The organism is Porphyromonas endodontalis, from assembly GCF_052173515.1.
GTDB classification, from domain to species: domain Bacteria; phylum Bacteroidota; class Bacteroidia; order Bacteroidales; family Porphyromonadaceae; genus Porphyromonas; species Porphyromonas endodontalis_A.
In genome coordinates, this window is record NZ_JBQMYL010000005.1 from 40171 (window position 1) to 64353 (window position 24183).

At 48.7% G+C, this 24183-nt stretch carries 13 protein-coding genes; 2 read left to right on the top strand and 11 right to left on the bottom strand.

Translation table 11 applies throughout. The features are described from left to right. Positions 1-88 precede the first annotated feature (88 nt). Together ACTTHR_RS03605 and ACTTHR_RS03610 are read right to left on the bottom strand one after the other, a co-directional pair. Positions 89-1390, bottom strand: a complete 1302-nt coding sequence (locus ACTTHR_RS03605; protein ID WP_442605219.1) for a hypothetical protein — start codon at positions 1388-1390, stop codon at positions 89-91. Next, positions 1387-1899 carry a hypothetical protein gene (locus tag ACTTHR_RS03610; RefSeq protein WP_442605220.1) on the bottom strand — a complete coding sequence of 171 codons (513 nt, stop codon included), beginning with the start codon at positions 1897-1899 and terminating at the stop codon, positions 1387-1389. Before ACTTHR_RS03610 ends, ACTTHR_RS03605 begins: the two co-directional genes overlap by 4 nt. 402 nt (positions 1900-2301) lie before the next feature. Here ACTTHR_RS03610 and ACTTHR_RS03615 point away from each other — a divergent pair, with 402 nt between their 5' ends. Next, positions 2302-2898 (top strand): sugar transferase, encoded by a 597-nt coding sequence (locus ACTTHR_RS03615; RefSeq protein WP_442605277.1) that lies wholly within the window; start codon positions 2302-2304, stop codon positions 2896-2898. A 288-nt stretch (positions 2899-3186) separates the two neighbouring features. Here ACTTHR_RS03615 and polA read toward each other — a convergent pair whose 3' ends face one another. The 4 genes from polA to ACTTHR_RS03635 all read right to left on the bottom strand — a co-directional run bounded on the left by polA (position 3187) and on the right by ACTTHR_RS03635 (position 16315). Then, the gene (gene polA / locus ACTTHR_RS03620) at positions 3187-6000 is read right to left on the bottom strand and encodes a DNA polymerase I (protein ID WP_442605221.1); all 2814 of its coding nucleotides are present in this window, start codon (positions 5998-6000) and stop codon (positions 3187-3189) included. Positions 6001-6053: 53 nt separating this feature from the next. After that, complete coding sequence (gene sprA, locus ACTTHR_RS03625; protein ID WP_442605222.1) at positions 6054-13538, bottom strand: cell surface protein SprA; 7485 nt, start codon at positions 13536-13538, stop codon at positions 6054-6056. A gap of 28 nt (positions 13539-13566) precedes the next feature. Next, on the bottom strand, positions 13567-14166 hold the full coding sequence (gene ruvA, locus ACTTHR_RS03630) for a Holliday junction branch migration protein RuvA (RefSeq protein WP_442605278.1): 600 nt from the start codon (positions 14164-14166) through the stop codon (positions 13567-13569). Positions 14167-14311: 145 nt separating this feature from the next. Beyond that, positions 14312-16315 (bottom strand): T9SS type A sorting domain-containing protein, encoded by a 2004-nt coding sequence (locus tag ACTTHR_RS03635; RefSeq protein ID WP_442605223.1) that lies wholly within the window; start codon positions 16313-16315, stop codon positions 14312-14314. A 132-nt stretch (positions 16316-16447) separates the two neighbouring features. Here ACTTHR_RS03635 and ACTTHR_RS03640 point away from each other — a divergent pair, with 132 nt between their 5' ends. Beyond that, positions 16448-16687, top strand: coding sequence for a hypothetical protein (locus tag ACTTHR_RS03640; RefSeq protein ID WP_442605224.1), 240 nt, complete (start codon positions 16448-16450; stop codon positions 16685-16687). A gap of 11 nt (positions 16688-16698) precedes the next feature. On the opposite strand, the gene ACTTHR_RS03645 is transcribed toward ACTTHR_RS03640, so the two are convergent. The 5 genes from ACTTHR_RS03645 to ACTTHR_RS03665 form a co-directional block, all read right to left on the bottom strand. Next, positions 16699-18330, bottom strand: coding sequence for a hypothetical protein (locus tag ACTTHR_RS03645; RefSeq protein WP_442605225.1), 1632 nt, complete (start codon positions 18328-18330; stop codon positions 16699-16701). A gap of 11 nt (positions 18331-18341) precedes the next feature. Then, entirely contained in the window at positions 18342-20348 is a 2007-nt protein-coding gene (locus tag ACTTHR_RS03650; protein WP_442605226.1) for a hypothetical protein, read from the bottom strand. Positions 20349-20363: 15 nt separating this feature from the next. Further along, a complete protein-coding gene (locus tag ACTTHR_RS03655) occupies positions 20364-21698 on the bottom strand; it encodes a FimB/Mfa2 family fimbrial subunit (protein WP_442605227.1) in 1335 nt (444 codons plus the stop codon). A 52-nt stretch (positions 21699-21750) separates the two neighbouring features. Further along, on the bottom strand, positions 21751-22683 hold the full coding sequence (locus ACTTHR_RS03660; RefSeq protein ID WP_442605228.1) for a FimB/Mfa2 family fimbrial subunit: 933 nt from the start codon (positions 22681-22683) through the stop codon (positions 21751-21753). 123 nt (positions 22684-22806) lie between these two features. Further along, positions 22807-23994, bottom strand: a complete 1188-nt coding sequence (locus ACTTHR_RS03665) for a fimbrial protein (RefSeq protein WP_442605229.1) — start codon at positions 23992-23994, stop codon at positions 22807-22809. Between the last annotated feature and the right edge of the window lie 189 nt (positions 23995-24183).

Sequence of the window (24183 nt, forward strand, 5' to 3'; positions counted from 1 at the left end):
GTGCAAAGGTACGAATAACGCTATAAAAAAGGTGCTCCCAAGAGCCGTAGCCCTAGGAGCACCTCCGATAAATCCTAAGAGAGGATAATTACTTTGTAAGCTCTAGAGATACTTTAGCAGAGGTCATCTCAAGAGGAGTTGCCGTGGGAGCAACAAAGGCTTTACCTCCACCTACGACCTCAAGTTTGAGGGCAGATCCCGGTGCAGCACCTTCGTCCGTCTTAAACTCAAGAGTAACAAGATCTCCCCATTCCTTCTTGAGGTTACGGGGCATAGCTACCACTATATGGTCTGTATTAGGGGTAAGTCCATTAGCGTTCAACGTCTTTTCCTCGGCAAAGAGCGGCAAGTTCATGTCTTCATCCGGGGTTTCTTTGAATGCATTTTCAACCACTTCTTGATTATACTTAGCCTTCTCTAGCACAGCTACACGATACACGGTTGTGTTTTCGTCAGGCTTGCAGACAAACTTAGCTGAGTTAGCCGTCTTTTCTTTGAGGGTGAGTGTAATGTGCGCTTTTTGCTCTGTACCTAATACCTTGGTCGTAGCTCTGTCGCTGTCAGAGACCTCACTATACTGACCATTTTTGTCCACAACTACAAGGTACACACCATGTTCTGTACCACTGGCAAGGTCCTTTATCTCTTTTTCTTCCTCGCCAACATGTTGCTTTTTAGTATCAAAATCAACACCAAATATAGTCACATAATGCTTTAGATCAGGGATACCCATCATCTGCATCAGCATTTCTCGATTGGGATCATCCACGGGCATTACGAGGTAAAAGTAGCCTAAGACATCGTCATTAGGGGTAAACTTAATCTTCAAGCTTGTACTACCGATATGGGTAAACTCAACCTTTACCTTAGGAGCTCCTACAAGAGCTGCTTTGGGGACTTCGAAAGGAACATACTTCACCTCTCCCGGACAACCATACTCATCTTGACCATAGAAGATGGCGTAATAGGAGTAACCTTGTTGTAGACCCGTGAGGTTGAATTCCATCTTAGGACCATTGGGAGTAACCCAGTGCGACTCCATCCTTGAGAAGGCATCCATAAGCTGATCCTGTGTCATTCCATCAATACCTCCACGGAACTGAAACTGCTCGGGGAATGCCACTCTTACCTTCTTAACATCAAGCCCGAAGTCAAACTCAAGGTGCATCCCACCCACTGTAGGGGTAGCAGGCTCCGTTATTTTAAGGCTTGCATTAAGATCGGGCATATCAGTCAGGAACATAACACTATCTGTATGATCTACCCAATAACCAACAGGAGAACCTCCCTTGGGATAGACTACCATGCGCTCACGCACTTGGGCATGAGAGCTAAAGCAAGAAGCGGCAGCAACACATGCACCTACAAAAAAAGTATAGAGTCTATTCATTTCTTTATGTATTTAATGGTTTGATTGTTGATAAGAATGAGATAAACACCGGGCGCCCACTGTGCTGTAGAGATGGGGGTGCCAGCTTTAAATCTGGGGTAAGAAGCAATAGCAGCCCCATTAGCAGCGTAAACAGCTACACTATGGAGGAGATCTGCATCAAGCCCTTCGAGGTAGAGAGCCTCCTCAGTATCACGCCATGTGATAAGCCCGGGCACTACTAAAGGAGAGAGAATCCCCGTAGGAGCATACTGCGTGGAGAATAGGCACTTAGTGATCTCTTTAAGAGGGAACACACCACCCTTGGGGAGCTCCGCATTATCTTTTGCAAGGAGTAGCATCTTACCTTCGGAAAAGGTGACCTTGGAGATCTTAGATAGCTCGACTACCTCACGCTCTGCCGGAGCCTGCCCCTCTACCACCAAAGACATGGGGTAGGTAGTTTGCCCACGGGCTACCCATGTCGCGAGGAGGAGCACAGCCGTCCATAATACAGTTTGTTTTTTCATCTCGATACGTGTTTTATTATGAATTATAAGAACTCTTCTTTATGTCTTCTCCCTCCTCTTCTCCTCTTTCCCTTTCTTGCTAACGTCTTCTAACCTGTGCCTACATGATTACACACAGGGGAGAGAGAACTGCTTATTTATTCTTATATGCCCTGCAAATATACCAAATTGTTTTGATCAATGACCACTAAGCAATAAAAATGAAACACAAAGCCATACATTGAGGTGTTTTTGCCGAGCAACACAAGTCTTTTCAGAGGAAAGTTCCCCCCCCTTTGAGCGGAACCCTCAACTCTCATATCACAAAGAAGATTGTATTCCGGAGCAAAATATCATACGGGTTTATTATCTTTGCAGGGACATAAATAGGCAACATGCAGTAATACACACACCACACGCATGATAAAGAGGCTACTCGATGTATTAATAAGTCTGATTGGGATAATTCTGTTATCTCCCCTTTTTATCGTTGTAGCCATCCTTATTAAATGCGACTCTCGGGGGGCCGTATTTTTTCGCCAAGCACGTGTAGGACGCAACAACAAAGACTTCGTTCTCTATAAATTCCGTTCCATGCACCACCAAGATTGGGGCAAGGATCAGCTTATTACCGTGGGGGACAACGACCCTCGCATCACGAGGCTGGGACGATGGCTTCGCCAGCTAAAGATTGACGAGATACCCCAGCTAATCAATGTACTAAAGGGAGATATGAGCCTGGTAGGCCCTCGGCCTCTCGTTCGCCAGCAGGTGGAGTTGTACCCCGATCTCTACCTACCCATCCTAGCCGTACGCCCCGGCATCACAAGCCCGGCCTCGATTTACTTCCGCCACGAAAACGCGCTCCTCGGTGAACAAGAGTGCCCGGAAATCTATTTTAAGGAGGTGATCATGCCCAAGAAGATTGAGCTCAACCTCGAGTATGTCAAGCATCATTCTTTTATAGGTGACGTCAAAATTCTTTTGCGTACGGCCTACCTCACCCTCTTCGACCGCTAAAAAATTCCTTTCCTTACACACCAGAGATCCCTTTCCGCCTAGAGCAGAGGGATATTTTTTTCTGTGAAACCCTCTCAAAAACACTGCCTGGAAATAAAAAGAATGGCAGCCTAAATTTTTTTATTTTTCAGGCAGCAGCAGAAAGTTTCTTGCCCTAGAGCGGCCGGATTTCCACCCTAAAGATGTTTCTTTTCCAGCCGGCAATTAAGGGAGTCGATAGGTACAAAAAAGAGAAGAGCACCCTCTACGTGGCACCCTCCTCTCTATTTTCTGACATAAAACAAGTCTTTAATGAGCTTCGAGCCAACTACTCCCTACCCCGATTTCCACCTCAAGGGGTACTCTAAGATTGGGGATGGCTTGGCACATCTCTTGGTGCACTAAGGCTCGCAACTCGTCTACTTCGGGCAAATAGGCATCGAAGTTAAGTTCGTCGTGTACCTGCATTATCATTCTACTCTTCATGTTTCGCTCACGCATTTTTGCGTCTATACGTATCATAGCCACCTTGATAAGATCGGCAGCCGTCCCTTGAATAGGTGCGTTTACAGCGTTGCGCTCAGCAAATTGACGCACAGTGGCCGAGCGACTATTGATGTCAGGCAGGTAACGTCTGCGCCCCAAAAGAGTTTCGGTATAGCCGAGCTTTCTTGCCTTTTGCACGCACTCATCCATATAGGCACGCACAGCGGGATAGTTCTCGAAGTAGCTGGAGATAAGGGCAGAAGCCTCGGAAGGATCGATATTGAGACGCTGACTCAATCCGTAGGCAGATATGCCGTAGATAATACCAAAATTGGCAGTCTTGGCATGGGATCGCTGCAGGGGCGTAACCTCCTCCGGAGCCACGTTGTAGATCCGTGCGGCGGTAGAGCGGTGTACATCTTCCCCCTCCACAAAAGCCTTTATCAAATGCTCGTCTTGACTAAAGTGAGCCATGAGGCGAAGTTCTATTTGCGAATAATCGGCACTCAAAAAAGTAAACTCCGAGCTGCGAGGCACGAAAGCAGAGCGAATTTCTTGCCCCATAGCGGAGCGAATGGGGATGTTTTGGAGATTAGGATCACTCGAGGAGAGCCGCCCCGTTACGGTCACGGCTTGGTTGTACGAGGTACGCAAGCGACCATCAGGATAGACCAATTCGGGAAGAGCCTCCGTATAGGTGCCAATGAGTTTTTTCAGCCCTCTATAATCCAAGATCTTCTGCACAATAGGGTGCTGATCCACACATTTGGAGAGCACTTCTTCGCTTGTAGAGTAGGTGTTTGTCTTTGTTTTCTTACCCTTGGCGTGCAAGCCCAGTTCTTCAAACAAGACCACTCCCACCTGCTTAGGGCTACTGACATTGAAAGAGTGACCAGCCCAGTGGAATATCGCGTCTTCCGTCTCGCGGAGGTCATTCGTGAGCTTCTCGGAGACCTCATGCAGTCTCTGTACATCCAATTGTACGCCCTCACGCTCCATGCGCTCCAGCACTCCGACGAGGGGCATCTCTACCTCCCAAAAAAGTTTTTCTTGCTGCTCTTGCTCTAGCTTCTCCCGAAGAAGGGGGTAGAGCCTGCGTACCACATCGGCATCTTCGGCGGCATAATCCACCAAAAGCTCCTCTGCAACATCTCGGCGCAAGTCGAAGTTCTTTTTCTCCGACAGGTCACTATAAGCAATAGTACGATAGCCTAGATACTGCTGCGCTAGGGTATCTAGGTTATGCCTCTGATCGGGAGCGATAAGATAATGCGCCACAAGCGTATCGAAGAGCGGAGTGGCGGACGAGACCCCATAGCGAGCCAAAAGTTTTTGGTCGAACTTCGCATTCTGAGCCATCTTGAGTATCTCAGTGTTACGCATGAGGGCATCGAGCGGCTGGAGGATGGTGCAAGCCTCATCAAAGTCTTGGGGAAGGGGAAGATAGTAGGCTTCGCCCTCTTCGGGAGCAAATGAGGCTGCCACAATAGAGGCGGTGAGCGGATTGAGCCCATCCGTCTCGGTATCGAAAGCAAATTGTTTGCTCTCGGCAAGGCGCGCCCAAAGCTGCTTCTGCTCCTCCCTTGTGCGTACCACGTGGTAGGTGTGCGCTGTATCTTTCAATGTCGTAAGCCCTTGTAGAGAGGCTGTTTGCTCAGGAGAGAAAAGAGAATTAGCCTCTGATGGCTCCTTCCCCTCGTCTTGACTGGTAGAGCTAGAGGAGAAGAGCCCCCCTCCCCAATCGGCTGTATCGCCCTCGCTTGGGAGCAAACGCTTGGCTAGCGTGTGCATCTCAAACTCTGCGAGCAGAGCCTGGAGCTGGGGCACATTCGGCTCTAAATGGCGGAAGGTCTCCCACTCCACCTCCATGGGTACCTCGGTACAAATCTTGGCCAAATAGCGCGATAAAAGGGTATTCTCCCGCCCCTCCTCAAGTTTCTTTTTGAGGGAAGGGGATAGCTCGTCGAGGTGCTCGTAAATGGCATCAATACTTCCAAACTGGGTAAGTAGCTCCGATGCTTTTTTCGGCCCGATACCCTTACATCCGGGGATATTGTCGCTAGCATCCCCCACCAAGGCAAGGTAATCGACCATTTGCGAGCAGTGCACAAGGCCAAACTTCTCACAAACTTCGGCCTCGCCCCACACCTCAGCCCCTTTAGTCCCCGGACGATACATGAGAGAATGCTTGGTAACAAGCTGCCCATAATCCTTGTCCGCAGTAACCATATAGACCTCAAAGCCCTCTTTCTCGGCACGCTGAGAGAGGGTGCCTACCACGTCGTCTGCCTCATAGTCGGGTACCTCTATGGCCGGGATTCGTAGGGCTTCGAGCAAACGCTTCACTTGGGGGAATGCCCAGAGGATTCCTTCCGGCGTTGCATCGCGTTGTGCTTTATAATCAGCATACTCTCGGTGACGAAAGGATCCTCCGGCAGGGTCGAAGACCACTGCCAAGTAGTCGGGCTTCTCCTTTTTAATAATCTCTATGAGGCTATTGGCAAAGCCCAAAAGAGCACTTGTATTGTTTCCCTTGCTATCGAATCGGGGGGTACGAATAAAGGCAAAGTAAGCTCGATAAATGAGCATACTGGCATCGAGAAGAAAAAGTCTTTTGCCGGTAAAGGTAGAGTTCATTGACGATCTTTCTTTTAGGACTTCTCCGAGGAGAAGAGGAGGTTATAACCAAGCTATTGCGTTAGATTGATGCGGAGTGAGACACCAAAGTTCCTGTTACGTGTGGGGAACGAGGCTGTACTTACGAGCGGATAATTCATGTTCCAATCATAGAAGGCGCGCAGGGTAAGCATACGGCTGAGGGCATAGTCCGCACTAAACTTTAGGGTGTGAGCGATATTGCCATTGGTGGCTTGCGAGAAGTTCTCTTGTATCTTACGAATCAGCATAGAGGTGCGGCTGTAACTGTAGTCCAGACGCAACGTCATGGAGCCGCCCGAGGTCAAGAGGGCATCTTTAGCTTTGCGACCAGAGGGCCTCTTGCGCTTAATCCCTAGCCACTTAAAGAAGTCGTCGACCTTGTAACCAATCCCGGCAGAAATCTCGTTAGACGACGACTCAATCAACTGGGATGCTGTGATATTGAGGTTAAGGGCGCGACGTTTATTCCAACGTGAGGAGAGCGTCATCCCACTCTTGAAGGTAATCTCCAACCCGATGAGAGGATTAAAACCCTCTTGTAGGGCAACGGAGGGAATATCGTAGGGCATAGCTGCAATACGTTGTCCCGCAGTTGAGGAGCCAGAAGAGAGGTCATCGGCTGCAGTTTTCCTCAAAAAGCCGAGAGGAGTTTCGTCCTCACCAATGGCATTCCAACCTAGGAGGGAAGCATAGTTACCCACGGTGTAGGTAGAAGTATAGGTATGCGAGAGGGAGAAGTTGCGGAAGAGCTCCGAGAAGAGAGGGGATTTATTCAATCCTGTATAGGTGATACTCCAGTTAGGGAGCAGACTCTTGAGGGAGGGGAAGGGAGAGAGAGAGACAGAGCCCGGTGCGCTCGCCGTATAGGCGGCAAGGAAGGCCGGTATCAGTACATCTGCACTATTCTCTCGTACCGTAAAGGAGGAAGAAGGAGCATGAGCCTCGTAACGCTCTCGCAGTCGCTCCGCAATAATGGAGCGGAACGCGAGGAATTGGCTAAAGGCAGCAGAGGCGTATCCGTCACTCGCCTGAGCTGTAGCAAAAAAGTCTCCGAGCCCGATGGTGGTCATCATAAAGGATCCGCCCCAAGTGCGTGGCATGCCTTCAAAAACAAATTGGGTCTCCTCGCGTTGCGTACTGTTGCGGTTGGCATTGAGGGTAATACGGAGATCTTTGATCGGTTCTAGCGTAACACGTATCCCAAGGTTGTCGGTTTGCGAATAGGCGGAGGGCCTTACATTCTCCTGCAACTGCGTAAGCCATCCACGACGAGCCGCCTCCTCTACAAAACTATTGTCCGTGAGCCCAAAGGCAAAAGCAAGCCCCGGAGCAAGGAGATCACCCTGCCGCGATTGCCCTCCTACGCTGCCTATCTGTGGCATGAAGCCCGGTAGGTTGAGATTATTGGTGTGGTTGTAGGTAATGTTTATGTCGCGCACCATCATAAGAGTGTAGGCAAGATGCTGCACAAAGCGAGAGGGTTCGTCCGGTTGGGTTGCCTTCTTGCGCGCCTTTTCGTTCTCTATCGAGAGGGCAATCTGTACCGTATCGAGGTTTTGGATTTCCAGCGAATTGTTGTCTATCGTGCGCGTCTTGAGTTTGTACGTTTTGCCGGAAGCGGTGCGAGCAGAGACCTTTAGGTTACGGCTCCCCAGGTTGTGACGCACCACAATGGCACTATCGGCACGGAGCGTAATGTCCTGAGTATATCGGAGAGGAGCCGAAGCTTTTTCGGGTTTTTGAGCTTCGGGCTGCCGTCTGCGGATTGTTGTATTGGACGGGGTAGCGTTCAACGCCTTCTCGGCTTGGGCTAAGAAGGGAATTTGTCTGTAGAGTTGCATAAAGCCCAGCACCAAAGATCCGTCGATACGTGCCTCATTGCGGATAATATTACCAAAAGAAACGCCATCGGCTCGCTGCGCTCCCAAATCCCAATTGTAAGTACCGGTATAACTTAAAGAGCCGTTAATCCAACTCATGTATGGGATGAGCGCAAAGGGCAGCTTCCAGGTAAGGGTTGCCGTTTGATCGTACTTTAGAGGACGCCCCAGCTCGGCAATGCTGCGATTAACCGAGTCACGCCAAATCTTGTAAAGGTCGGGCTCTAACTGACGATTGACCTGTACATGAGGCTCTTCGATACGTGCATTGGTACCCGAGCGGAAGGAGAATTGAATATCCGAAGTCAGTGCCCAATTGAGTGTGAGAGCTCGGTTCCACAAAAAGTTTTGCACAAATGTAGCCGGCAAAGAGGGTGCATTGGCTACCCCCGGTATGTAGTTGCGCACTTGCTGCTCGCTGTAGTTGCGCACCATCTGAGAAGAGAGAGCAATCTTCGAAGGCAACCAATTGATCTGATAGCTCTTGAGTGAGGAGACGAGATTGCTCCCCGACTTGATCCAACCAAAGGGTTTGAGGGGGGGGACTATGGGCGAATAGTCATAGGTAAGCCCCGCTTGCCAATCGCGCCTCGAGTCGTAAACAAGATCGGGCGTCTGGTGATTACGTTGGTTGTAGTTATAGCTAAAAGAGAAGTTGGCAGGGTCGTAGGGCATCGGGGTTTTGCTTTTTACATCCACCCGTATGTTGTTCAGAGAAAGAGAGTGCGTACGTGTCTCTGTTATCGCCATGCGCCGTATCGAGTCTCTCTGCGACTTGTTTGTGGTGGCTTTGAGAGCCTCCGAGAGTAAGACGTCTTGGTCAAGAGGATTATAGCGCGGAGTTATCACCTCATTGCTGTATGCATAGTAGAGGGGGATAGATACGTGTGCCTTCTCGGGGAAGAAACGCCCCATTTCGAAATTAGAGGAGACGTTGATTTGCTGTAAATCTTCGAGCCGACGCTGAGAGAGAGACTGGTCTAATGCACCAAATCCGGCGGTTTGTATCATCCCTCTTGCCGTCACACTTCCCCAGTCACTTACCTGCAACTGCATATCGGCATTGGCTGCCCAACCGCCCTGTTCGAGGTAGTCGCTCAAACGCAATTCGTTGACCCATACCTCCGCACTCTTGCTACCTTGCCCTCCATTGCGCACCCCTATCATGATGGTTTTCACATTGGAGAGCGAGGGATTACCCACTACGGTGATGGTATTACGGGGGTTCTCAGGGTCGGGAGCGGCGTAGCGCAGAGAGAAGTCTGCCTTGGGATTACCCTTGCTTTTCTCCATATTTCGCTCGCCCTTAAGGTCGGTAAGGTGCGAAAAGAGGATGGTCATTTTATTTTCGTCCGGCCACACAGTACGCCTGTCTGCGGCTACATCGGAGCTATAAAGCCCATAGGGAGAGAGCTTGAGAGGTATGGAATACTCGTAGTAATTATTGCGATAATCGCTTCCCAAACGGATGAAAACGGAGAGGTCTCCATCCCCAACGGCATCGGCGGCATCCTGTATGCGCTCGGCATGCGTAAAGAGCTCTAGCTTTTTGTATCGACGGAGATCCAGCCCTGTATTGCGGTACACTGCGCGCGCATCCCCGGGGGCTAGATCTCGGATTTTCATGCTTAGCGATTGCTCATTTTGCTGTGTAGCCTGCGACTGTGAGGGGTCGATACTGCGCAACACTCCGGGAGGAAGCACATAATTAATAGGCTGACGGTCCCCATTTTCTTCGATATTAACGGCGCTGACTTCCATCGTCGCCTTAGTGGCAGGCAGTAGCGAGGGGTCGTGCAACTCTCTATCGTATTGACGCCAATCCCCCCGTACCAATTTGAGGGTACCAAAGCGAAGGAACGTAGCTTCGCGGAACCCCGTTAGGTACATACGCATAAAGCGCACCGTCTTGAAGTCTGCAATACCGCCAATCTTGCGGTCAAACCCTCGCACCGGCACCTTAAACTGATACCAATTGACCGTCTCTCTCGAGCCATTCGCTAGGGAGACTGTGGCCGGACGTACGTCTACGATATGATTTTTGCCCACCACCATATCGGCAGGTTTGAGCGAGATTTTGTACTCAAAATACTTCTCATTTTCGTTGAGAGTATTGTCTTGATTTATATCTTCCGCATCGGGTACGGAGCGGCTGGCCGTGCTATAGGGGTCGTTGTTGTCGGTCGCCTCGGCACTATTGCCCTGCACGCCATTGTAGTACTTGTAGCGGTCGAGGATAGGAGCTTGAGCCGCATCAAAGGCGGCATTGCGGAAGTGCATAAAGTTATCCCCTGCGGGGTCGGATAGGGGACTCATGGGGTCTCTCTCCCACTGAGATAGCACGGCTCCTCCCACCTTGCTGCGGATCGCGTTGAGGTAATCTACGTAAGCCGGCCAAGTCTTCTCCTCTTCGTCGTTAAGTCCATTGAACCCAACATCCTGCTTTGCACGTGCCCCGGGCGAATTGTCGAAGGCATAACCTGCCCCCTGCCTTAGGGGTACTTTACCCCAAATGGTACGCTCCGTAGCTTGCGGATCGTCGTTGATGGGCATCCCATTCTCAAAGAATTTCTTTTCATCCTTGAGTACCTCTTCGCTCACTTCTCCCAGGTTGATGTACAAGTCTCCTCCCTGCCCATCGCGATTGTAGATGAAGGGATCGAGCAACCAAAACTCTACATACTCTATGTTTGCGGCCTCAAAGTCACTCTGGTCTACCTTACGCATAATCCCACCCCAGTTGTCTTGCGGATTAGAGAGTGTGCCATCGGGCAATAGGGCATTGGCGTTTAGGTTGTAGGGGCCACGCTCTTGGGGATAGTACGACAGGCTAAAAGTCTGCAAATAACTCAAATAACTCTGCCCGTAATCGCGGTAGGGGAAGAGCTCTTGCATACTTACCTCTCGCACATAGTGATTGCTAAGGAATTCGGGATTATTGCGGATATAACTAGGCGTTAAAGACGAATTGGCGCGATTGAACATGGGGTCGATATAAAACCACGACAACCTAGCGCGCCTATTGCCGTAGCGAAGGTCGTTGCTAAGAGCCGCCTCGGGGAACAAAGCCGAAGCTCCGTCCTGATACGGAGTGGAGGCCAGCATCCAAGCATAGGGATTCATCAAATCTATATACCCTTGGGAAGATTCGAAGTCATCGATGTAGCTGTACCCCTTGGCATATCGCCCTTCGTAATGCCCCGGGATGAGGTGGGCGAACTCGGCATTCAGCTTCAATTCACTCGGTTTTGTGAGATCGAGGAAGGGCAATTTGTCTATCAAATTGGTAAGTCCCTGCCACTCGGTGCGATAGCTCAGGTTGGCTCCCCAGAGAGTGTTGCTCATCGATTCCGCCCCTATGGCGCTCTTGGTGGTAAGAGGCAGCTCCGAGAGGTGCATAAAAGAGGCTCCAACGGTGAGGTCTTTGCTGAAGCTATAATTGGCATCGAAGCCCACCACCGTTTTGCGTTGCATGTTCATGAGTCCCTTATTTTCGAGGGAAACATCAATGCGTGTACCGCTATTCAAGATCGATTCGTTGATGATAGTCACGGTACCCATAGCGTAGTTGACGGTGTAATCTACATTCTCCGTAAGGAGAGCTCCCCCGGCTGTAACTCGCACCGAACCGGGCGTAACGTTGGCAATACCGGCACCAAGACTAATCTGCCCCGAGGAGGCCGCCTTGTACTCCCCTCGCAGGATAAACTTATCGCGCTCGGCAGCCTGTCGCGCCACCACGGAGGTGTTGTCGTAGATCTCTTGGTATACATACTTATCGGCAATGGCATCATCCCCGAGTCGCTTCCGCAGGGCTTTACCAAAAGGCTCTACCGTGGTAAAGAAAATCAATCCGCGGCGCGCCTGCACAGTGTAGCCCTCCACAAAGTCGAAAACCCCATCGGGATAGGCCTCTCCTCGGCTATCGAGGCGGTCCATACCAAGGTATTGTAGGAGAAGTTTCCCCTTTGCATTCCCCTCATCAAGATAGGGAAGAGCCGTCCCGGCCTCGTCATTACGATAGTATATATCGAGTTTGAAGCGATCTTGTTGCAGGTCACTTACATTGGAGCCTAGGGTGTAGACGTTGCGCATCATAAAGTACCAATAGGGAGCCGATGGGGTCATGGCCGATCCTTTGATAAGCTTTACATAAAGATTGTCGCTGCTGTTTTCACTTCGGTCTGTACTGAACTCTCCCACTTGGTAGACCTTCCCTTGATAGGTATACTCGTAAGCGATACCGAGCACTTCGTCAGCATTCAAGCGCGTATTGAGTGAGATGTAACCGAGCGAAGCGTTGAGCGTGTACTCATTAGGCGTCAGGCGGCGAGCACTCTCGAGCTTCTCGTAATCGGTTCCTCCCACAAAATGCCCCTGCAATAGCTGCCCCACGCGATCGATGCGGCGGAGATCCGGCTTAGAGAGCAACTCCTCGTAGAGCGAATTGGCACTATTGTCGGGCGCACCTCCCGTCTTATGCGTGGCAATTACCCCGGGCGCCGTAAGCTTCTCAGGCTCCCCTAAATCCGTAAAGGCAACAATATTGCGCGCCTCCTCAAAGCGTGCGCGTTTGTTGGTAATCCACACTTCTACACGATTGATCACCACCCCCGACGAAACAAACGGAAGGGTAGAGAGGGCATGATCGTAGCCATCGCGGAAGTAATGCCCGAGGAAGAAGTGGCGGTTTTCGTCGTAATTGTTTGCAGAAAACTCAAATGGTGTGGTTTGTGCTCCACGCTCCGAACTCACTCGCTTGGTCTCTGCCTCTTGCTGACTCACCACCATGCTGAGTTGGAGCTTGCCAAACTGCATTTTGGTATGAATCCCAAAGAGAGAGGCTCCGCCTTGGATGAGCGAATTTTTGGGTTGTAGCGAAACGCTCCCTGCCTCCACAAGCTTAATAATATCGTCTTCTTCTCCCTCATAAGCAAGTTTGAGCTTACGAGCATCGGTATCGAAGGTCGTTTCTGTGTTGTAATTCAAACCAAAATTGAGCTTCGTACCTACCGAAGCCTGTACATTGGCTTGTATCTTCTCGTCAAAGTCGAAGAAGGTATGACTGCGAGCATTCTGAGGGAGGGAGGGATTGTCCGTTGCGTTGGTTTTTACACCAAATAGTAGCTCTGCCGATCCCTGAGTACGCAATTTCACCCCTCCGGGACCAAAGATTTTTTCGGCAGGTCCCAGCTCAAAACCAAAATCGAAGGGATTGAACTGCTGCTTCCCCTCTTCCTTGGCTCCCTCCCGATCGCGCTGTGCAAAGTAACTTGTGGCATCGCGTCGCTTGAGGTAAGCGAGGTATTGTTCTGTGGTGTAAATAATGGGAGTGCCGATGCGCTTTCCATTGAGAGTGGTCACGTATAGGTAGCAGCCCGTGGCTCCATCGTAGATAAATTCGCTCTTTAGCTGGGATGGATTGCGCAAATCCATGGGATGCTTCCGAGCAATATCTTCGGCAGTTTGGGGATGCGTCTTCTGTACTTTGGGACGATGGGTAGTATCTGCAACAGAGGCAATGCGGTAGGGCACTCTAGGAGAACGCACCAAGGCTCCCCCTCCCCACCACGAAGAGAAAGCGAGGAGAGCTAGGGCTAGGACAGCCAAAAACCAACGTCTCTGTTGCTGCGACATATGGGGAACCGGCTAGCAAAAAGGGTAATCAAAGACGCTTTAGAGCCTGCTTGATCACCTCCTCCACAGGGAGATGAGCATCCGCCCCAAGCACAGCCTTTACCGCCTTGCGGATAGCTGCCTCGGGGAATCCCAGCATCTTGAGGGCGCGTTGAGCCTCGTCGCTCACAGCCGCGACCTCGGGAGCATTTCCTCCCTCGGGCACCCCCTCCGAGAGGTCGTAGGCACTCAGGTCGATCTTTCCTTTGAGATCCACCACAATACGTTGCGCTGTTTTGAGCCCAATCCCCTTTACATTCTTGAGCAAATCCACGGCTCCGTTACCGATAATACTTGCCAAATCGTTGGGCGTATACGAGGAGAGAATAAGGCGAGCGATACTAGGCCCCACCCCCGAAACAGAACAGAGTTTCTCAAAAAAAGCTCTACTCTCCTCCCGCACAAAGCCATAGAGGAGATGGGCATCCTCTCGAATGATCTCGGTTATCCACAGACGAGCAGAGGGTTTCCCCTGCAAAGCGGTGTAATCTGTGAGTGTTATGTTTATATCGTACCCCACACCTCCCACATCAAGCAGGGCATTTGTTGGGGAGAGTCGATCTATTTTTCCTTCTATATAGGCAATCATATAAATATAACGCATGAGGGGCTCTGCCTATTGTGATTAGGCCGAACGAGAAGCTCTGTATATCTCCTTCTTACAGGAAAGGGGGACACTCCACAACAGAGCATCCCCCTCTCTCTATCAAATTTATCTTGCTACACCAAGAGCATTAGCGATGAGAGATTTGTACCGAATAGGCATTTTTACCGCAACGTACAATGTAGGCTCCCGAGGGAAGGGCTCGTACATCTAAGCGAGCAAAGCCCTCTATAGCCCGGGTTTGGAGCAATATCTGCCCATCCAAACCATACAATTGGACAGGCTCTTGGACAGTTAACCCCGAAATGAAAATGAAATCACTCGTAGGATTGGGGTACACTGCAATGGGGGTCTCTCCCGAAATCTTAGGAGCATTGGCGGTGGGAATGCCGTTGTAAGGGGATTCTTTGAAGTCTGCATCTACCTGATAGACTTTCCAGAATGCATCCAGAGCAATCTTTACGTCGGTGTCTAAGCATTCATTTTTCTCATCTTCTAGCCCCGTACCATACACTACAATAGCAGCTTGGGGATTAGCGCCTTCATAACGACGAGGGAGAGACTGCATCATGCGCGTCATATCGGCCCCCTGTATCTTATTGAGGAATACGGTGGCACTATACAGCATAGGACTTGCAAAAACAACCTTATCAAGTTCATTGGCATGTAGCTGCACCATCTCCAGCTTCTTGTTCTCAGAAAGATTGATTTGAGACAAGTTGCACCCTGCCAAGGTCAAGTTTTCAAGATTTTTCCATTTAGAAGGGTCTACGCCAAAAAGCGAAGTATTGCTACATTGTAACTCTATAAGCTTATCCGAGGGAGCAACATCTATTTTGTTGATTTTGGTTGAGAGGGCAACAAAGGCTTCGAGGTCTTTTGCATTCTTTAGATCCAATTCCGTAACAGGACAGCGAGATACGTCCACTCGCTTTAGCTTTACATGCTGAGAAAGGTCGAGAGAATTGATCTTTGGATTATCCGCACAAATAAGCACTTCCAGCTCCTTGTTGCCGGAAATGTTGAGAGAGGAAATCTGGCACTCAGTGAGATCGAGGTAGCCTACCTTACCTGTTATGGTAACAGTTTGGCTCGTCAAGACATACTCATCACGCCTATAGTGATATTGCCAAAACTCGGCACCTTCGACATTAAAATCGGCATCATCTACGCCCTTAATACGCATATGGATCTCCTTACGAACGGGGATCTCGGTGGTAAAGGTGATCTTATCTTCTGTATAAGACGGCACGTAGTCTTGTCCCTTGTAGTCTTTGCGGTCTTCGGTCTTTGTTCTCCAATGCTTCTTTCGTGCAATTTTCACATCGCTCACGAGACACACATTCCCTTCAGTATACTTGGGATTATCGCCTGTGATAAAGACCCAACCCTCTTCCATTCCATCTTTGTTACGATCGGGGAGATCATTCATCAACTTGGTCATTTTCTCTCCCTTGATTTTATTCCCAAAGAGGAGAAGAAATCTCAATCCTTCGCAACCCGTAACATCAATTCCCTCTAGAGCAGCCGGAGCAAAAGAGGCCACCGACAGGTTCTTTAGGTTGGCAATGTTTACGGAAGTAAGCCCCGTAAATCCGGCTCCAATGGTCTTCATCTCGGCATTCTTGCTGAAATCAAGTTCTTGCAAATCCGGATTATTATTGATGTAGAGCTCCGCTAACTCAGGACACTTCGTAAGGTCGATTTTGGTGATGGCACAATTCTCCACAGAGAGCATGGAAAGAGGGTAGGTATCCGATCCCTTAAAGGTGACCTTGTCCGAGGTGAATTTGTAGTAACGAGTTTCATTAATATGATACTCATCCCACTCGCTGTGGTCAAATTCTACTCCGTCCATCTGCCCGTCGGGGATAGATGCGGCAATAACGACAGTCTGCCCTTTAGGCTTGTTGTGCTCCATCGTAATAACTCCCGCCTTCGAAGCTCGTAGAGGAGACCTCCGAGGCTCTACATTCTTATCTTTATCCCCCATGGGGAGAAGATGTTTCGTCCTGAGGGAAACAAGAAATGGAGTTTTTGCTTTAGTCTGCTGAGAGAGTGGCTGCCCAAAAGCAGAGGAAAAAAGAGCCATCATCGCAACCACGAGGCTCATAATTGTAGTTCTTCTTTTCATAGAGTTCTAATAACTTCTTTCGACTCAAAACGGCTATAATGAGGAGAGATTTCAAATAAGAAGAGCACTGCTAAACAGAGACTTCTCATTCCACCCAAAGTTACAAAAAGATTTTACGTAAAGCGCACTTGTGTGCAGAACGACAAGAAAATCAAAAATTTCTTCACGAGAAAGGGTAAAGGAAACAGGCTAATATCCAGTAGGGATACAGGTCAGAAACTTTTTATTTTTCAGGCAGCAGAGAAATATTTTATAGCCTGTAATGGGAATAGGTTTCAGGCTAAAAAGAAAATGGATAAGGGCAGTCTCCCAAAAAGAAGCCCCCTCCTTCTTTCATATAGAAAGGGAGGGGGAACTTCAGAAACACTCTAAAACGAATACCATTAATTCGTGACATGAATTTCTTTGGGGGCAAAATACCTCTCAACAGAACGTACCTCTATAGTCTCTGCCGAGCCTGACTTATTCGACTTGAGATTGCACTCTATACGTCGCCCTGCAGGCATAGGCTTGGAGAGAGTATACTCATAGCAAGTCCTTCCCTCTACTCGTTGGAAAGAAAAGCCTTGCCCATTAGATGGATAGAAATGATCGGTAAACACTCTGAAAGTAATGGGGAGCAATGCTTCGCTAAACTCATCCGGGAGAACGAACTCAATCTTTAGGCTAGCTCCTTGCGTCTTAGTGACCCTTACGTTTGAGAGGTTCGTTTGATCATTTGCCTTAAAGCTCTTATACTCGTAATGCCTACGAACCTCTACGCGTACAAGGCGTTTGAGGTCTTCATTATCACTCACCCCTACAACCACATCTGAGGTAAGGACTCCCCCTCCTTCCCCAGGCTGAGGCGCAAAATGGAGCGTAATCTTACCACTCGCGTCTACAGTTGCACTTGTAACGGCGTCTCCTGTAGACCTTACCGTGAGCTTACTATTATCTTGAGTGGAGGTAGCCTGGTTGGGGAAGTAGCGGGCGTTGAAAGTGGCCTCACGCTCATTATTGGCAAGAGCAAAGAATGTCTTGTCTATTTCTAGGCGACCTAGCCCATCTGAGAATGAGGGATACATCTGCACCTCGTCCGAGAGAGCGATATTGTTGGCAGCTGCTCCGGCAAGAGCCAGCTCGGGGGTGGCATACCCCTTCACACGCACATCCTTGATCGTAACTTTGAAATAATGATTACGCAGGAGGTGGTGGCGCTTAGTCTTGTCATTCTTATCAACAAGGTCTATCTTGTAGTACGAAAAATCGGCATCATTCCCAAATTTTGCCTTTAGGATGAGACAGGGTACAGATGGAGAGAGGGTGTTATCTCGCTCATACACGTAGAAAGGGCTCGCCCCATCCGTAGCATGCCAAGGCTTATTGTTGGCAAAAGGAACTCCTGCAGGCTCTGTGGGGATAGTAACCGGTCTCTTAAAGGCCTGGTCCCGATCAGGAGCAGAGGGATCGAAAGGTGCCAATGTACCTTCTGCCAGCGTATTGTAGATACTATAGGTAGCCTCTTTGATGGCATCCGTATCCACAATTAGATTGCACTTTGTCATATTACGAAGAAGCAGAATGGGTCCCAAATCGGTATTCTTCTGTACGCTATTATACTTCTTGCGCGCCCACATGGGGATGGTGGTGTGGGCAGCAGCCTTGAAGGAGGGAAGCATCTGCATTTCGTCCCGCCCTATCCATTCACTCTCATTCGTAAGCGATGCATTGGCGACAAAATGAATGATACGAGGTTCTGCACAAGGTGTAATAGAGGCAGTGTACGTCCTCGTTGGGCCTTGCGAGGTGAGCGTAGCCGTTGCTTTTTCCACAAAGTGACCATCGCGGTCGAAGACCCACAACTCGAGGCTACTGATGCCACTCTCATCAAGTCCTCCATCTCGTACTGTCGAGAAGTCGGGCATATCTATAGAGAAGTGTACCTGCTCCCTACCTGTAGGGGAGGGCAACTCTTTGGAGGCACATGCCGAGAGTGCCAGTAGAGCTACTAGGTATAAAAGTATTTGTTTCATTGCCTTCATCTCTAAATCGTATTATCTTTTACATCACGAACACAGCGCACATGAGCCTTATCTTCATCGGCTCCCGTATTCCAATTATCAGGGTTTGTCATCCTCATTGCCTTATTTCCTAAATAAGCATCCCAATAAAAGGGCCCCGTCATGATTCGTTTTACGGCACTCTTGGAGTCATTCTGCAATTTATCAATCAGCTCAATCTCTGCCTCTGTTGGGAGCCTCCAGTCATCAAGAGTCAAGTATGTACCATCCTTATTTTTCCTGGTCTCTGTATAAATAGCACAACTATAGGTTGCACTCCTTCTGCGACTTTCGGGATCCCCTACTTGCGGGTGCGAATAGCTCCCTCTATAATAGTAAGGCATGGGACGAGTTGCTCCCAACTGGGAGGCTAGCTCGAACGATGGAGACACCATTCTGGAAGTTTCTTCATCGTTCTTAGTCAGATAATGAGTTTCTTTGTACACATTCTTATCATAAAACTTCACGGGTTCTGTAGGAGGGAACCCAAGTATCATACCTGCCGGGGGAACTAAGATCCGAATGTGATACATAGCCTTATTGTTGAGACCCGGTGCCAAACCTCCACCAGGCTGAAGACTAGAACTTGTACCCATGGTATGGATTATGAAACTTGAGGGAACCTGCGTAACCTTCACCTTTTCGGCAAGACCAGAAACCCCATTTGTTACCTCAAATTCTATATACTTAGGTACATTATTTACTGGAATAGAAGAGTTGATATGAATGGTATTGGCATCGAAGGTAATAGTAGGATACTCTGCCATCCCTTGAGTATAGGAGATCGTCTGTGTCACCCCTTGATCGTCTACAAAGGTCGCATACACCTTTTTGATACTGATAGTAATGGGATGCTTTGACGACTGATAAGGAAGGCTATACTGAGTCGCATTCTTTATCTCCACATCATGCTCGGCAACAACGAGGAACTGCGTTGCGGGTAGACCATAGGAGTCTTCGTGTTTGCTCCACTCTTCTATCGAGATAGCCCCTGTTACAAGTTCCGGATTTTCGGGGGAGGGAGAGCCAATAATTTCTATTCGGAGAGATAGCTCATAGAGTTTATTGGACTGTAGGGATTTTTGCTGAGGTTCCAAAGGCACTTTGTAATAGTAGTCCTTAGCCATATTGTCGCTTTCACCCTCTTTCTTCATTTTGATCTGCACCATGAGCTCGGGGCGCTGGCCTAAAGCTGCAGGCGAAGCCCACTCGTTGTAGTACGAATAGAAGTGCATAGCTTTACCTCCGTTGGGCAACACTTCGGTCACAGGGCGGTAGTCTGTTGTTTTGTATTCGGCAGTAGGAACATTCTCCGCAGTTGCCAAATAGCCCCGATCCGCATAGTTACGGAGTTTGACCTGGGCATCTCCCACTTGCACGTAGCCGGCAACGTCTACAGTGGGTCGGAGTACTCGTACCTTGGCAGCCACGCGCTTGAGACCAATAGAACCCAAGTTTCGACCGGCTTGAGTGGCCATGTCAATCTTCTTATTAGTCGCACTCCCAATCATCACAAAGCTAGTGGGAGCCGTGGCATTAAGCTCATCTGTAACTACCTCCTTGAGGAGAGCGGCTTCGGTGGCAGGTGCTACAAAAGAGGCTTTGTTGCACACAACGTACACGTTGAAGCTATTAACGCCATTGAGTTGCGCCTTCTTATCATCGGGCACCGGTATGATGTAGTGACGCCCTGGGGTGGTAATACTTCCATTTGGAGTGATCCCTCCTTGTCCGCTCTCTTTACTTTGCCAAAAGAGTTGCCCTCCTTTGTAGAAAAGGACGGTAATGGAAGATACGGTATTCTCGTTGTAAGCATCTTCTCCCACCTCTGTAGCGCGAAGACCTGTTGGTGAGACTTGCAATTGAAGCAGCAAAGAATTTTTTCCAACATGAGCCCCGCCATCGCCAAGAGACTCTCTAGTACACCCCACACTTGCAAAGAAAAGTGCAATCGTAGTAAGGACAAGAGGGAATATATATTTACGGATCATCGTTTCGAGTAGTAGCTAAAATTTAGATTTCTGTATAATCTCAATGCGGGTAAGGCGTACCCCCCCCTCTTTTTTGAGCACGACTTCTTTACCATCTACTGTAAAGTAAAGCTCAGTCTTACGGGGCTTATTGCCAGGCACTTTCAAAGGGACAATCGTAACCGTATAGTCCCTATCTACATTTGTATCTCCCGAGGTATCCCCCTGGAGACCAAACTCCAAACCATTGGTAAGAGTAGCCTTCCAGTGACTTCCTTCTGTAGCTTTAATACGGATCGTTACAGAGAAAGGATGCTCTCTAGATGTGTAATTAGGGCCGGGGAATACACTACTAGGGGCCAGCTTGCTCTGCTGTGGCTCCAAGATTTTATGCTCTAACTCTTCCACATCCCAAGGCAAAACTTCGGTAGTAAGCATCAAGAAAGAAGACTCTCCCATCTTGGTAATATCCCCTTTGAGCATGTAGTGATGGTTACGCTTTATTGAGTAATGATGATCGGCAGAGCTGTTTTTGTCATTGACATAAGCGTAATAATTAGTGGCAATGCCATTGTACAACGCTTCGATCATAAGGATAGGAGCACGGCCCGTAGAGTCTACCGACGAACCTAAGTTCTCGTAGACGTAGAGAGGCTCCTCCTCCTTGATGTAGGGTTTGTATTCAGTACCATTATTGACAAGTGCCATCGTCTCCACCTTGGTCCATTCCCAAGGGGTACCCAACGGAAAGACGGTGCTACGAGGGATAAGAGGCTCCGTTTTTGCCAATCGGTTGATAAGCACTTTTCGGATCTGTACTTGATCTGTACTCGCTGCGGAGTGATGCTTAAGAGAAAGCGTGACCTTGGCAACGATACGCCGGAGTGGAACTACAGCTTGTACAGACTGATCGGATCGGAGGGTCACCTCAGTCTCGCCTGTAAAGACAAGGGGCAACACAGCAGAAGCAGACAGCTCGTCCGACAACACCTTCTTGAGATCTTGCTCAAAAACGATGGTCGAAAGACGTGTACCGAGGGCTTCACTTTCGTTTGCCACAACGTATATCTTACGAAGACCGGCGTGGGCAACTAGAGAAAATGGATTGGTGAATGCACTTGTATTGGCAGTAAAAAGCTGCTGTACATCGAGCCCTTCTCCTTTGAAGACAAGGATACGCACTTTGGTAATCTCCTGATCTCCTGCGAAAAGGGAGCCGCCCCGAAGATGAGTCTCCGGCAACGACAAACTGATGGTAGCTTCTTGCTCTTCGGCAACATTAAGTTCCCCCTTTCGGGCACAAGAGGCGATCAGTACTGTGACGAACAACAACAGAACCGTCAAGAAGGCTATAGGGCTATTTAGTTTCATCTTTTAGATTTTGTTTCTTGCATGGGTTTTCGCATCCTATACAACGGGGTGACTAATAAGTTGCAAATTGATGTACAACATCCCAAGGGGTAACTACCACTAAAGTATTAAGTGAAGACGAACGCATATCAATTAGAATATTGAGCATCCGCCCTACCTCTGGGACGAACTTCTTACCATCACTGCTCTCTGTAAAGGAGAGTTGCTTCTTGCCATTGGCGTAAAGATCGAGCACCAATGGAGTAGCATTTAAAGTTGGGAATATGCAGAAAGGAGCAACAATTAGGTCGCCACTCCCTTCTATCATACCCTTAGGACGATAAGATACGGGGTCTCCTCCCAATTGTTGGTGGGAGATATAGGTATCGGGGGTAGTCCCCAATATGATGGCATCTGCAATAGTTTGAGAGGCGCGTAGCGGAGAAGTCTTAAGATGTTCTGCCCAAGATTTGTACCCAAGGACAGTGACGGTAACCTCGGCTGTACGGCGCGATATCTCTACTGTGATGGTACTATTTTTCTTATTAAGGTCGTACTCTATCTCGTGCTCTATGCTGCCGGCAAATAGATCTGTGGGGGATTCGGCAATACCATCTTGAGATACAAGACGTACATACAGGTCGCTCAAACGAGTGATTGAGGAGAATCGTTTTCGATCGTCTTCTGAGGGGTTACCCCAAGCTACACAGGTTATCTTCGACGCGCCTTTCGGCTCCACAAAAACGGGCTTTTTGGCAACGATTTGCGCAGCATTCAATTCTCTGGTCTGGAGGCAATTGCCCGCCTCATCGAAAAAGAATAGCACAACACTCTGCACTGCCCCGCCGGAGGTTATATCCTTGTTATCTGCATCAATAGCTTTCACCTTGAGGTAAAAGGGACGGGGACATTCTGAGAGGTCATCGTATATACAACCTGTCAACAAGAAAGTCACACCCCAAAAGAGACTCAAGAAAGTCAGTAATAAAATCTTTGTGTTGCGCATACTATTGTTTCACTAATAAAGGGAGCTATCAAAGGAGCTCTCTATCTTATAAAGGGTTGGGGAAGAGAAGAGGAGGCATATACCCCTCTTCTCTCTCCCGTAGGTAATCAGGATATCTCTTTCTTACCAAGTAGCATTTTGAGTAATGATAACCCAATCAACGATCTCACATAGAACGTCGAGGTTAGCCTCTTCATCGGGCTTGACTTCGGGTTTGTTCGTACCAGGACCTGTAATTGTTAGCATCACATTGTACTTCGTGTTGCGAACGATTTTGTCTCTCTGTCCATCACCACCGTTGTAAGAGTAGTGGTTAGATGTTGCATTGATGATTACAGGATAGTAGGTAGTAGCATCTGTTGCTGAAACAATCCATCCTGCATCAAAAGCTTGTTGCATCTGAGCAGAAGTCAAAGCAGTACCATCCTTTTGAAGGAGCGTACCCTTGAGGCAGAGGATCGTAGGATTCGTTGCGCTTTCATTTGCAAGTACATAGAAACCCTTACCCATAGCAGAAGCCTTAACGTCTGCATGACTAACAGCAATTTTAAGCCAAGCAGCGTCCGTATATGTAGCAGGAGGGGTAGGAGTCAATACACCAGAAGCAACTGTTTCACCACGGAGGAATGCTTGATCTGCAGCATTGTAAAGACTTGCTCCAAAGATCTTAGAGGACTTCTTTGCGATCAAAGCCAAAACAGCACCATTATCGAACTTCACTGTATAGTCCTTATACTCTTGTTTGAAGGCTACCGTTACACCTTCGAAGCCGATAGCAGCGTGTACGCGCTTAATCTTGAGGGGAGCGCCTGCAGAGAGATACTCAGCAGGAGTAACACCCGAGCCATTAGCGTAACCATAGTAGTTCTTACCTGCCTTAAGAGTTACGGCAGTAAACTCAGAAGTCATGATAAGTTTACCATGAGTACTAGCATCATTAGCCAACTCATAAGTCATGTTCTCGAGTTCGGTCTTAGTCTTACCCACGAGATTCATGGTAGCGGGAACGTTAGCAAGCACCACCAATGTGCGAGGACCGGCAGTACACTCAATATCCTTTACTTCAGCAGCACCAGCAACACCTTCCTTGATAGCTTCTTGCATCTCACCCTTATAGATGATAGCAGTAAGCTTTTCGATGTGCTTTTCTTCTGTTTGATCGCCATAGGTACGCATTTCTGTGTTACCGGCGACTACGATGCTAACCTTAGCAGTCCCGTTTTCTTTGGGATCGTTTTCCTTGTTGCCCTTACAGCCAACAGCCATCAGTGCAAGCGCAAAAAGGCCTGTCATTAAAACTTTCGCTTTCATTTGAACCATACTTTATATTACATTAAACTTATATATATGTACTATGACCCATTACCACACAGAAAACACTCCACTTCAAAACAAAGAAAGGGATGTCTCTCGTATGGAAAGCTCAAAGAGAACGTCTTATCCATTTCGATAGGATAGAGGGCCCGATGGTTATCCCTCTTCATCCTTTTTTCGCTTTGA

Coding starts and splice junctions, on each gene's coding strand:
- ACTTHR_RS03605 (WP_442605219.1), bottom strand. CDS start 1,390: ATGAATAGACTCTATACTTTTTTTGTAGGTGCATGTGTTGCTGCCGCT.
- ACTTHR_RS03610 (WP_442605220.1), bottom strand. CDS start 1,899: ATGAAAAAACAAACTGTATTATGGACGGCTGTGCTCCTCCTCGCGACA.
- polA (WP_442605221.1), bottom strand. CDS start 6,000: ATGAACTCTACCTTTACCGGCAAAAGACTTTTTCTTCTCGATGCCAGT.
- sprA (WP_442605222.1), bottom strand. CDS start 13,538: ATGTCGCAGCAACAGAGACGTTGGTTTTTGGCTGTCCTAGCCCTAGCT.
- ruvA (WP_442605278.1), bottom strand. CDS start 14,166: ATGATTGCCTATATAGAAGGAAAAATAGATCGACTCTCCCCAACAAAT.
- ACTTHR_RS03635 (WP_442605223.1), bottom strand. CDS start 16,315: ATGAAAAGAAGAACTACAATTATGAGCCTCGTGGTTGCGATGATGGCT.
- ACTTHR_RS03645 (WP_442605225.1), bottom strand. CDS start 18,330: ATGAAACAAATACTTTTATACCTAGTAGCTCTACTGGCACTCTCGGCA.
- ACTTHR_RS03650 (WP_442605226.1), bottom strand. CDS start 20,348: ATGATCCGTAAATATATATTCCCTCTTGTCCTTACTACGATTGCACTT.
- ACTTHR_RS03655 (WP_442605227.1), bottom strand. CDS start 21,698: ATGAAACTAAATAGCCCTATAGCCTTCTTGACGGTTCTGTTGTTGTTC.
- ACTTHR_RS03660 (WP_442605228.1), bottom strand. CDS start 22,683: ATGCGCAACACAAAGATTTTATTACTGACTTTCTTGAGTCTCTTTTGG.
- ACTTHR_RS03665 (WP_442605229.1), bottom strand. CDS start 23,994: ATGAAAGCGAAAGTTTTAATGACAGGCCTTTTTGCGCTTGCACTGATG.